The 12,353-nt window shown below is 67.3% G+C and carries 8 protein-coding genes; all 8 read left to right on the top strand.

Features of this window, described 5'->3' with window-relative positions:
- Nucleotides 1-94 precede the first annotated feature (94 nt).
- Entirely contained in the window at nt 95-583 is a 489-nt protein-coding gene (gene radC / locus JN280_RS08820) for a RadC family protein (protein WP_202311522.1), read from the top strand.
- Between the two features lie 177 nt (nt 584-760).
- Complete coding sequence (locus JN280_RS08815; protein ID WP_202311521.1) at nt 761-2,905, top strand: ParB/RepB/Spo0J family partition protein; 2,145 nt, start codon at nt 761-763, stop codon at nt 2,903-2,905.
- Nucleotides 2,906-3,002: 97 nt separating this feature from the next.
- A complete protein-coding gene (locus JN280_RS08810) occupies nt 3,003-3,479 on the top strand; it encodes a hypothetical protein (protein WP_202311520.1) in 477 nt (158 codons plus the stop codon).
- A 152-nt stretch (nt 3,480-3,631) separates the two neighbouring features.
- Nucleotides 3,632-7,978, top strand: coding sequence for a strawberry notch family protein (locus tag JN280_RS08805; protein ID WP_202311519.1), 4,347 nt, complete (start codon nt 3,632-3,634; stop codon nt 7,976-7,978).
- Complete coding sequence (locus tag JN280_RS08800) at nt 7,978-9,018, top strand: DUF7146 domain-containing protein (protein WP_202311518.1); 1,041 nt, start codon at nt 7,978-7,980, stop codon at nt 9,016-9,018. The genes JN280_RS08805 and JN280_RS08800 overlap by 1 nt, the downstream gene beginning before the upstream one ends.
- Nucleotides 9,019-9,360: 342 nt before the next feature.
- Entirely contained in the window at nt 9,361-10,305 is a 945-nt protein-coding gene (locus tag JN280_RS08795) for a DUF2493 domain-containing protein (protein ID WP_202311517.1), read from the top strand.
- Nucleotides 10,302-11,510: an ISAzo13 family transposase gene (locus JN280_RS08790; RefSeq protein ID WP_202307379.1), complete on the top strand. Its 1,209-nt coding sequence runs from the start codon at nt 10,302-10,304 to the stop codon at nt 11,508-11,510. Before JN280_RS08795 ends, JN280_RS08790 begins: the two co-directional genes overlap by 4 nt.
- A 255-nt stretch (nt 11,511-11,765) precedes the next feature.
- On the top strand, nt 11,766-12,209 hold the full coding sequence (locus JN280_RS08785) for a hypothetical protein (RefSeq protein WP_202311514.1): 444 nt from the start codon (nt 11,766-11,768) through the stop codon (nt 12,207-12,209).
- Nucleotides 12,210-12,353 lie beyond the last annotated feature (144 nt).

The following is a 12,353-nucleotide window of genomic DNA, read 5'->3' as shown; positions in this document are numbered from 1 at the left end:
TGCGCCGCTCTCTCTGAGGCAGAGGTCGGCGCTTCTCGCCGTGACGCGGCGAAAGTCCCGGCGCCCGGCCGGCTACGCGTCGGGGAAAACCAAAATGACTCGACATCACAGGAAACTCACCATCGAATCGCAGCCTCTCCGGTTCTCGGCTCAGGAGCAGGCGGTCGTCTATGAGGCCCGTCAGATCCTGCTGCGACACCTCAACCAGAACCCGGTCCTCTCCTCGTGGCAGGCAGTTCTGGACTATTGCGCCCTCACCATCCGTGGCGAGGTGGAGCGCTTCCATGTCCTCTATCTCGACCGGAAGAACCGGCTCATCTCCGATGAATGCCTCGCCATCGGCACGGTCGATCATGTCCCGGTCTATCCCCGGGAAGTGCTGCGGCGAAGCCTTGCGCTGAACGCGACCGCGCTGATCATCGTCCACAATCATCCGGCCGGCGATCCCGAACCCTCGGCGGCCGACCTCGCGATGACAAAGGAGATTCAGAAGGCCTGCAAGGTGCTGGGTGTGACGCTGCATGACCACATCATCGTCGGCATTGGCCGGGAGGTCAGTCTGCGCGCCCGAGGCGAAATCTGATTGCTTGTCGGATGGCCTGACGGTGCTCAGCTTTATCCGCACGCGGTTCCCGGGGCGGTGGGTTTCAGTCACAGGAAGCCGATCGCACTGTCCGGAGAGTGAGAGAGGGGCTGGGTTTTCGCGACGGGTTGACAGCGGAGAGAGAGGCTCTCGGCGCCCGTCGCGGAGACTACCCAGATGGCTACTGCCGCTCAGAAACTCACCCTGTCGCCCTCGCGCGACATCCCCTTCAACAAGCTCGTTCTCAGCCAGTCGAATGTCCGGCGCGTAAAGGCCGGCGTTTCGGTCGAGGAACTGGCGGAGGACATCGCTCGCCGCGGCACGCTCCTCCAGAGCCTCAATGTCCGCCCAGTGCTCGATGCCGACGGCAACGAGACCGGTATGTTCGAGGTACCGGCCGGCGGCCGCCGCTATCAGGCCCTGGCAATCCTCGTGAAGCAGAAGCGTCTCGCCAAAACCGCGCCGGTGCCCTGCGTCGTCCGCGATCCCTCCACACAAATCCTTGCCGAGGACGACAGCCTGGCCGAGAACACCCAGCGCGTGGCGCTCCATCCCCTCGACCAGTTCCGCGCCTTCTTCGACATGCGCAACAAGGGCATGACCGAAGAGGAGATCGCGGCGGCCTTCTTCACCACGGTTCAGGTCGTCAGGCAGCGGCTTCGCCTTGCCACCGTCTCTCCCGTGCTGCTCGACGTCTATGCCGAGGACGGCATTACGCTGGAGATGCTGATGGCCTTCACCGTCAATCCCGACCATGCCCGTCAGGAGCAGGTCTGGGAGAGCATCCGCAACTCCTGGCAGAAGGAGCCGTGGCAGATCCGGCGCATGCTGACCGAAACCACCGTCCCGGCGTCCGACAAGCGCGCCCGATTCATCGGCCTTGAAGCGTATGAGGCAGCGGGCGGCGCAGTCCTGCGCGATCTCTTCTCCCGCGACAATGACGGCTGGCTGCAGGACGTCTCCCTGCTCGACCGGCTGGTTGACGAGAAGCTGAAGGTGATGGCCGACGAGATTGCCGGCCACGGCTGGAAGTGGATCGACGCTTCGGTCGAACTCCCCTACGGCCACGTCAACGGCCTGCGCAAGCTCACCGGCACGACGCAGGACCTCACCGAGGAGGAACGGGCGGCCCGCGAGGCACTCCGCAACGAGTATGACGATCTCGAATCGGAATACGCGGAGGCCGACGATCTGCCCGAAGAGGTCGATCGGCGTCTCGCGGAGATCGAGGCCGCCCTCGACACCTTCGAGAACCACCCCGTCACTTTCGATCCGGACGAGATCGCCCGCGCCGGCGTCTTCCTCAGCCTCGACCGCGGCGGCGAACTCGTCGTCGATCGCGGCTATGTCCGTCCCGAGGATGAGCCTGAAGCGGCCGTCGGGGGCGACGGCTCCGGGAGCGGTGGCGACGCCGACATCGACGGCATTGATGCCGATGTCGATCCTTCGGCCCGGCGCACCGTCATCACCATCGGCAGCCAGCCGACGGATACGGATGACGACGAAGGCGACGTCATCAAGCCGCTGCCGGAACGCCTGGTGACGGAGCTGACGGCCGAGCGGACGCTTGCACTGCGCGAAAGGCTGGCAAACAACCCGTCCGTCGCGTTCCTGGCCGTGCTGCACAAATTCTGCCGGGACGTCTTCTCCCGCTACATCTCCTACAGCCCGGCCATGGAAGTCTCGGTGCGCAACACCGGCTTCTCCCTGCAAGCGCCGGGCCTGAAGGACACCCCGGCGGCGCAGGCCATCGAGGAACGCCACAAGGCATGGGAGGCGCGCATGCCGACCGACGAGGCCGCCCTCTGGGATTGGCTGATCTCTCTCGAAGGTACCGAGCAGGCGGCGCTCTTCGCGCACTGCGCGGCTTTCGGGGTCAACGTCCTCTACGAGAAGGCCGATCGCTACGGTGGCGGCACCGTCACCGTGCACGGCGTCCAGCAGCGTCTCGCCGAGGCCGATCGTCTCGCTCGCGCTGTCGAACTCGACATGGTGGAAGCCGGCTGGAAGCCGACGGTCGAGAACTATCTCGGCCGCGTCACCAAGCCGCGCATCCTCGAAGCCGTGCGCGAGGGGGCGGGCGATCGCGCCGCCGAGCTGATCGACCACCTCAAGAAGGGCGACATGGCGAAGGAAGCCGAACGCCTGCTGGCCGACACCGGCTGGCTTCCAGAGCCGCTGCGCCTGATCGTCGATGACATGCCCGCCGATCAGCCGGTCGCGGATGAGGAGGAGAGCCTGCCCGAATTCCTCGCCGCCGACGACGAGGACGGTTCGGCCGCCGCTGACGAAGGCACGGTCCAGGCCGTCGCTGCCGAATAGCCTCACCGACCGGGCGGTTTCGACCGCCCGGTCCTCCCTTCACTCACCGTGGCCCGACGTCCTGCCGGGCCATTTTTCCCCTTTCAGGAGAGCATCCATGTCCCCCCAGATCGTCTATGACACGGCGCCGCTCGGCGCACTGATCCGATATTCGGATGGCACGCCCAGGCCGCCGGCGCGCTTCACCAAAAAGCTCGCGGCCTGGGAGCGGCGCAATGGCCTCGGCCGCCTGGTCCGCAAGGAGCCGGCGCGAGAGCGGCCGACCTATCGTGTGCCCGCCGCGCTCATCCTCAACGAGGGCAGCTTCGCCGCCGGCAGCGTCGTCCTCGTCACCGTGCTGCGGGAGCACTGCCTCGACAGCGATCTCCGCTACGAGATCGTCGAGCGGCCGGCCATCGGCATGGTCCGGGTGCTTCTCCCGGTCGGCGACAATGTCGAGCTTCTCTATCTCGCCGAAAGCCGGGAAGCCGCCGAACTGTGGCTGACGAAGAACCGCACCGGCAGTGGCCGGCTCGAGGAGGTGACCGCCGACGATGTCGGCGCCGACGTCGTCGAGGGACGGGCGGCGGTGTGACGTGAAGCGATGCGCCGCCCCGCCTGGTGGCGTGCGGTGACGGCCGCGCCGTGACGCGAGGGAGAGGCCGGCCGGGACGGGTTTGAGCCGGTGCGGTCCAGAGAGAGTGCCGCGCGGCTCGCTCCCGTCCCGCTCTCTCGAGGTTCCTTCCCATGACAACGATGTCGACATCCGTGGCAGCGCTCGCTGCCGCGTCGATCCCGTGCGCCAAAACCGATGCCGACGGGGCGGTCTTTGCCGCTGCCGGACTTCTGCTCCCTCATCTCGAACGTGGCGAGCGCGTCGACGCGGCCAAGCTGCGCGCCGCGATGGAAGCCGGGTTCGGCGCCTCCGACGCCGCCGGCGCCTGGGACTGGAAGCAGGCCTACGATGCCTGCGAGGCCGCGACCGTCCTGTTGCTGCGCAAATATGGAAAGGCGCTTTTCCGCAAAGCCGCTTCTCCGCCTGCGCGCCTTTCCGCATTATCGAAGATCGCCGGACTTCTGCCGACGCACACGCGCCGCTCCGAAGAGGCGCAGGCCTTCCAGCAGTTCTCGACGCCCATTCCGCTCGGCCTGGCTGCCACGGCGGCCGCCGCGATCGCGCCGGGCGACCGCGTACTCGAACCTTCGGCCGGAACCGGGCTGCTTGCCGTCCTCGCCGAGATCGCCGGGGGCGCGCTCGTCCTCAACGAGCTGGCCGAGATGCGAGCCGGGCTTCTCTCCTACCTCTTTCCGGCCGTCCCGGCCACCCGCTTCGACGCCGCGCAGATCGACGATCACCTCGATCCGGGGGTTCTCCCGACCGTCGTTCTGATGAACCCGCCATTCTCCGTCATGGCAAACGTCGAAGGCCGCATGGCTGACGCCGCCTTCCGCCATGTCACCTCGGCGCTGGCGCGTCTCGCCCCCGGCGGGCGGCTGGTGACGATCACCGGCGCAAATTTCGCCCCCGATGTCCCGGCCTGGACCTCGGCCTTCACCCGGCTGCAGGAACGCGGTCGTGTCGTATTCTCGGCGGCAATCGACGGCTCGGTCTATGCTAGGCACGGCACGACCTTCCCGACGCGGCTCACCGTTATCGACAAGCTGCCGGCCAACGATCCGGCCGCCTTTCCCGCCGCTCCCGGCGTCGCCCCCGACGTCGCGACACTCCTCGACTTGATCGGCGAGCACGTTCCGGCGCGGCTGCCGGTCGCTATGCCTTCCGTCCCAACTCCGGCATCGGCCGTTGCAGCGCCCCGCACCGTGTGCGGCTATGTTGCCCGCGCCGCGAGGGCGACGCCCCGCACTTCGCTCACCGAACCGGAAGGCGTCGACCTCGCCTATGAGGCCATCGACTGGCAGGCGGCCGACGGTGGCCACATCACCGATGCCATCTACGAAGACTACGCGCTTCAGGCGATCCGTATTCCCGGCTCGCAGGCCCATCCGACCCAGCTCGTGCAATCGGCGGCCATGGCCTCGGTGGCGCCACCGAGACCGACCTATCGGCCGCGCCTGCCGAACAACGTGCTCGCGCTGCTTTCCGACGCACAACTCGAGACCGTCATCTATGCCGGTGAGGCCCACTCCGAATATCTCGCGGGTGCCTGGACGGTCGACGACACGTTCGACGTGGTAAGTGCCGCGGCGGACGACGCCAAGGATGCGGTCCGTTTCCGGCAGGGCTTCATGATCGGCGACGGCACCGGCGTCGGCAAGGGCCGGGAATCGGCCGCCATCATCCTCGACAACTGGATGCGCGGGCGCAGGAAGGCGGTCTGGATTTCGAAGTCGGACAAGCTGATCGAGGATGCGCAGCGCGACTGGTCGGCGTTCGGCATGGAGCGCCTTTTGATCACGCCGCTCAGCCGCTTTCCGCAGGGCAAGCCGGTCACGCTGCCGGAAGGCATCCTGTTCACCACCTATGCCACGCTGCGCTCCGATGACCGCGGCGAGAAGGTTTCGCGGGTCAAGCAGATCGTCGAATGGTTGGGCCCCGATTTCGATGGAGCCATCATCTTCGACGAGGCGCATGCCATGCAGAACGCCGTCGGTGCCAGGGGCGAACGTGGCGAAGTCGCCGCCTCCCAACAGGGCCGTGCCGGCCTGCGGCTCCAGCACGCGTTGCCCGATGCGCGGATAACCTATGTCTCTGCCACCGGCGCCACCACCGTCCACAATCTCGCCTATGCCCAGCGGCTCGGGCTGTGGGGGAGCGAGCATTTTCCCTTCTCCACCCGCGCCGATTTCGTCGAGGCGATCGAGGCCGGCGGCGTCGCCGCGATGGAGGTGCTGGCCCGCGACCTCAGAGCGCTCGGCCTCTACACCGCCCGCTCGCTCTCCTTCGTCGGTGTCGAGTACGAGTTGGTCGAGCACGAGCTGACGTCCGAGCAGGTGCGCATCTACGATGCCTATGCGGGCGCCTTCACCATCATCCATAACAACCTCGATGCGGCGATGCAGGCGGCCAACATCACCGGCAGCAGCGGCACGCTGAACGCCCAGGCGAAATCTGCCGCACGCAGCGCCTTCGAGGCCGCCAAGCAGCGCTTCTTCGGCCATCTTTTGACCAGCATGAAGACGCCGACGCTGATCCGGTCGATCACCAGCGATCTGGACGAGGGACACGCGGCGGTCGTCCAGATCGTCTCGACGGGCGAAGCGCTGATGGAACGGCGCCTGGCCGAGCTACCGACCGAGGAATGGAACGACGTCCGCGTCGACATCACGCCGCGGGAATACGTCCTCGACTATCTCGCCCATTCCTTCCCCACCCAGCTCTACAAGCCGTTCACGGATTCTGAGGGCAATCTGTCGTCGCGGCCGGTCTATCGCGACGGCCAGCCGGTCGAGAGCCGCGAGGCGGCCGCACGACGCGACGAGCTGATCGCCAGGCTTGCCAGCCTGCCGCCGGTGCCGGGCGCGCTCGACCAGATCGTGCAGCATTTTGGCACCGACATGGTGGCCGAGGTGACCGGGCGCTCGCGCCGCATCGTCCGCAAGTCAGATGCCGATCCCAGGGGCGACCGCCTTGTCGTCGAGAACCGCGCCGGCTCGGCAAACCTCGCCGAGACGCAGGCCTTCATGGATGACCAGAAGCGTGTTCTCGTGTTCTCCGACGCCGGCGGTACCGGCAGGTCGTACCACGCCGAACTCTCGGCCAGGAACACGCGGCTGCGCGTCCACTATCTACTCGAGGCGGGCTGGAAGGCCGACACCGCTATCCAGGGTCTTGGTCGCACCCATCGGACCAATCAGGCGCAGCCGCCGCTGTTCCGGCCGATCTCCACCAATGTGAAGGCCGAGAAGCGCTTCCTCTCGACCATCGCCCGCCGCCTCGACACGCTGGGCGCGATCACGCGCGGTCAGAGGCAGACCGGCGGCCAGGGCCTGTTCCGGCCCGAGGACAATCTCGAAAGCCACTACGCCCGCGATGCGCTGCGCCAGCTCTATCTGCTGATCGTGCGCGGCAAGGTGGAGGGATGCTCGCTCGAGCGCTTCGAGGCGGCCACCGGCCTGAAGCTGATGGACGCCAATGGCATCAAGGACGAACTGCCGCCGATCACCACCTTCCTCAACCGCCTGCTGGCGCTGACGATCGAGCTGCAGGGCGTGCTGTTCGGTGCGTTCGAGCAGCTCCTGGCCGCGCGGATCGAGGGCGCAATCGCATCGGGCACGTATGATGCCGGGCTTGAGACGCTGCGGGCCGAGAGCTTCGTCGTCACCGACCGGCAGGTGATCTACACGCATCCGCGCACCGGCGCGGAAACCCGACTGCTGACGATCACCGAGCGCAACCGCAACCGCCCGGTCACGCTTGACGCCGCGCTCGATCATCTCGCCGATCCGCGCGCGAGTCTGCTGATCAACAAACAGTCGGGCCGCGCGGCCGTGCAGATCCCTACCACCAGCGTCATGCTGGACGATGGCGAGATCGAACGGCGCGTCCGCCTCATCCGGCCGATGGATGCCCAGAACATGCCGCTCAAGGCGATGGGCGAGACCCGCTGGGTCGAGGCCGGCCACGAGGCGTTCGCTGCGGCGTGGACGGCCGAGATCGGCGAGGTGCCCGAGTTCTCCGACTCCGTGCTGCATATGGTCACCGGCCTGCTGCTGCCGATCTGGAAGCGCCTGTCGAACGAGTCGACGCGCGTCTATCGTCTCCAGACCGATGACGGTGAGCGCATCATCGGCCGCCGCGTCTCGCCGGCTTGGGCCGCCAATGCCACGGCCACCGGCATCACCACGCTCTCGCCGGAGCAGGCCTTCGCCGCCCTGATGGAGGGCCGGACGAGTCTTGATCTTGCCGAGGGCCTACAGCTCCGCCGCACCCGCGTCATGGGCATGTGGCGTATCGAACTGTCGGGCTTCACCGACACCATGCGCGAGCGGCTCACAGCCTATGGCCTCTTCCACGAGATCATCTCCTGGAAGCTCAGGATGTTCGTGCCGACCGACGCCAAGGGTCCGGCCGTGCTCGAACGTCTGCTCGGCCGCTACGCAATCGAGCGCATCGCCGAGCGGGAGGCCGCCTGATGCCGCGCCGCGATGCTTCCGAACTCGCACACCGTCTCGGCGAGCACGCCGAGGCGGTTTGCCGACGCTACCTCTCCAACGGCCGGCGCCGGGGCAGCTATTGGACTGTCGGCGATGTCCGGAATGCGCCCGGACGCTCGATGTTCGTACGGCTCGTGTCATCGACGAAGGGGCCGCCAGGAAAATGGACCGACGCCGCGACCGGCGAGCACGGCGACCTGCTCGACGTGATCCGCGAGTCCCTCGGCCTGGTCGACTTCAAGGACGTCGCCGACGAGGCGCGAGCCTTTCTGACCTTGCCGGATCCCGCGCCGATCCGGCCAGCACCACAGCGCTCGTGCCAGCCGGCACAGGTCGGATCGCCCGAAGCGGCCACGCGGCTCCTCGCCATGTCGAAGCCCATCGTCGGCACCGTCGTGGAGACGTATTTGCGCAAACGCGGCATTACGACTTTACGCGGAACCGGATCGCTGCGGTTCCATCCGCGCTGCTACTATCGGCCGGAGGATGGCGGACCGACCGAGACTTGGCCGGCGATGATCGCCGCCGTCAGGGACCTCGACGGGCGACTGACGGGCGCGCACCGCACTTGGCTCGCTCCGGACGGCATCGGCAAGGCCCCGGTCGATACCCCACGGCGGGCGATGGGCGACCTCCTCGGCCACGCCGTCCGCTTCGGCGTGCCGGACAGCGTGATGGCGGCCGGCGAAGGCATCGAGACGACGCTTTCGCTCAGATGCGCCTTGCCCGACATGGCGATGGCCGCAGCTCTCTCGGCCGCGCATCTCGCTTCCGTCCTGTTTCCGCCGACGCTGCGGCGGCTCTATGTCATCCGCGACAACGATCCGGCCGGCGATGGTGCGCGCGACACGTTGGTCGAGCGGGCGATGGAAGCGGGTATCGAGGCAATCGTGCTGTCGCCGGCAATGGAGGACTTCAACGAAGACCTTCGCCATTTCGGTCTCACCGCTCTCCGCGCGTTGATCGCAGACCAGCTCGTGCGCAGGGATCGCTTCCGCTTCCTGGAACGGGCGGCATGAACCGGCAGGGGAATGGTGCGGCGTTTCGTGCCGTCGGCATCGCGCTGGTCGCTGCACCGCCGGAAGAGGTCGCGACCCGGCCTTCGAGAGGGCGATCGAGCCCACAAACGGGCCGGCCAGACAATGGCGGCGGCCGACTATTTTCCGGCGGCGCGGGATTGCAGGCGAATAGTAGCGACCAGCAGCCACGCCTTTCCATCGCGAGCCAAAATAGCCGGCCTCCGCCATCCTCCGCTGACGCTTCGGCCTTCCGCTCCGCTCCAGGTGCCCGGCCGCCCCGCCCGTGGGCATTCGTCGCCATGAAGGCCGCGAGGGTCGCGGTCCAGCCGACGGGAGATCCCCATGAGCGAGCACGACGACACCGAACCTCACCACACCGCCTCTCCGACCGAGCACGTCCTGACCGAACTCCAACTCTATGGCTGGCGTCCCCATGCGGAAGAGCCCGACCCGCGACCGCTTCCCGAAGCCGATCACGTCGCCGGCGCCGTAGCAGACATCTTCGACGCCCTCATCGTCACGCTCGGCGACACGCGCCTCGAGCCCGACCTCGACGACCTGCTCTGGTCCGTCACCAACGTCTTTCACCGCGCCGTGCTCAGGATCGAGCGGCAGCTGGACGACAACGAGCAGGCCCAGCGCCGGCTGCAGCGGGAACAGGACGGCACCGAGATCAAAGCGGTCGAACTCGAGAACCTCACTGCCCAGGCCAAGACTATGATCGAACGGCGCGACGCCGCCGAACTGATGCGCGACCAGGCCGCCGACCACTACGAGACACACACCGGCTCGGCCTGGCGTCCGCGCACCGGGTCGATGGTCAACCACCGGCACCTCACCTCGGCGATGATCGACAGCCGCGATTTCCTCGCCGCCCGGCACAAGGCCGACAGCGAGGTCATGCTCCCGGCCGGTCCGAAGATCGCCCTAACCGGCGGCCTCGACTTCAACGATCATCACCTGGTCTGGGATGTGCTCGACAAGGTCCACGCCAAGCACCCCGACATGGTGCTGATCCACGGCAAGTCGCCCAAGGGCGCCGAACTGATCGCCGCCAAATGGGCCGACAATCGCAAGGTGCCGCAGATCGGCTTCGCCCCCGACTGGGCCAGGCACGGCCGCGCCGCACCGTTCAAGCGCAACGACGCGATGCTGGACGTGCTGCCGATCGGGGTAAGGACAGCTGCAACGATAATTGAATCGGTCGGTTGTCTCGACCTGCGGCGGTGTGACTCACCCGGCAGGGATTCCCTGCCGGAGCGAGGCGCGCTAGCGGTAGCGACATGATCGACCGGCGCGGGATCCAGCAGCGGTGGGAGGCGGACGGCTCGAAGCGCGACGAGCGCGGCCGGCGCGTGTTCGCCGCCAGCGAGGCGCGCGCTGCGGGCCGGGGTGGGCTGGCGGCGGTCTCGGAGATCACAGGGCTGGCCCGCTCGACGATCGGGCGCGGGCTGAAAGACCTCGACGCGGCGCCGCCGCGCGGTCGGGTGCGCCGAGAAGGCGGCGGCCCGCGGCCGTTGACGGCGCGCGATCCGACGCTGCTTGCCGACCTTGAGCGCCTCGTTGAGCCGGCGACCTTGGGTGATCCGGAGCGGCCTCTGTTGTGGGTGTCGAAGAGCCTGGACAAGCTGGCGCGCGCGCTTGGCGACATGGGCCATGCGATCAGCCCCAACAGCGTGCGCAAGCTGCTTGTCAAGCTCGGCTTCTCGCGCCAGCTTAACCGCAAGACGGATGAAGGCGCGCACCATCCCGACCGCGATGCCCAGTTCGCGCACATCAACGCCAAGGTGGTCGCCGCGCAGGCGGCCGGTGAGCCCGTCATCTCCGTCGATACAAAGAAGAAAGAGCTCGTCGGCGCCTTCAAGAATGGCGGCAGCGACTATCGCCCGAAGGGCGACCCGCAGCGCGTCAAGGTGCACGACTTCGTCGACACGACGCTTGGCAAGGTCGTCCCCTACGGCGTCTACGACGTGGCCGCCAACGAGGGCTGGGTCAGCGTCGGCATCACCGCCGACACCGCCGAGTTCGCGGTCCACTCGATCCGCACGTGGCTCGAGCGCATGGGCCGCCAGCGCTATCCCTCGGCCGGCGCGCTGACGATCACCGCCGACTGCGGCGGCTCCAACGGGGCGCGCGTGCGGCTGTGGAAGGTGGAACTGCAGAAGCTCGCCGACGAGACCGGGCTTGTCGTCCACGTCCATCACTATCCGCCGGGCACGTCGAAGTGGAACAAGATCGAGCACCGACTGTTCTGCCACATCACGCAGAATTGGCGCGGCCGTCCGTTGACGGATCGCCTCGCCGTGGTCGAGTTGATCGGCGCGACCACGACCAAGACCGGGCTCAAGGTCGAGTGCGCGCTCGACGCCACCACCTATGAGAAGGGCGTGAAGGTCTCGGCTGCCGAGATGGCGACCCTCGATATCACCGGCGACCAATTCCATCCAGAATGGAATTACACAATCAAACCGCGGCGGTCGGCCATAGCGTAGCGGTTATCGTTGCAGCTGTCCTAATTGTCTTCCCGGGCACCGGCATCCAGAACAATTTCGCCGACAAGGCGAGGAAACTCGGCATCAACGCCTACGACTTCCGCAAGCGGGGTGGCGCGTGAGCGCCCCCCACACGAACGGACTTCCGGCGAGCGCGATTTGCACCTCGCTCCGCAGAGACTATACTTTGATTTGCGCCCTTAAGGTGGTGGTGGCGGGCGCGACCATCCGACATTGCTCACGGAGACCACCACCATGATCATCCTCGCCATTCTCGCTACGCTCGCCGGCATTGCCGCGCTCTGCTGGCTGCTCTTCAACCTCGCGGTTTTCGCCCTGCCGCTGTTCGCGGGCATCACCCTCGCCGCCTGGGCGCATGAAACCGGCGCCGGCATCCCCGGCGCCGTCATCGTCGGCGCCATCGCGGCGGCCATGACCTTCGGCCTGTTCCAGCTCCTGCTCCTCCTCGCCCGGCCCGCCTGGATCAAGCTGATCATCATCCTCGCCTTCGTCGCACCGGCGGCCGTCGCCGGCTATCACGCCACCTTCGGCATCTTGAAGCTCACCACACCGTCGGACACCTGGCAGATTATCTTCGCCACTGTCGGCGCGATCGCGGTCGGCATCACGGCGTTCATGCGGCTGATCATGATGGCCACGCCCGAACCGACCGCGAAGGGGACTGCGCGAGCCCCGTGAGCTGCGCCGATCAGGCGACCCGAACGCCGGACCACCTTCCCATGGTCTCGTTCTCGAAGAGGTTGAGGGTGATGGCCGGCCGGGGAATCGCGGCGTCGACCCGCATCCGCCTGGCAATTTCAGCGCCGGTGTCCCGACGTTGCG

The sequence above is a fragment of the Mesorhizobium sp. L-8-10 genome (assembly GCF_016756635.1).
Lineage (GTDB): Bacteria > Pseudomonadota > Alphaproteobacteria > Rhizobiales > Rhizobiaceae.
The sequence above is the reverse complement of the archived record's forward strand: the minus strand, read 5'-3'. Positions and strand labels throughout refer to the sequence as shown.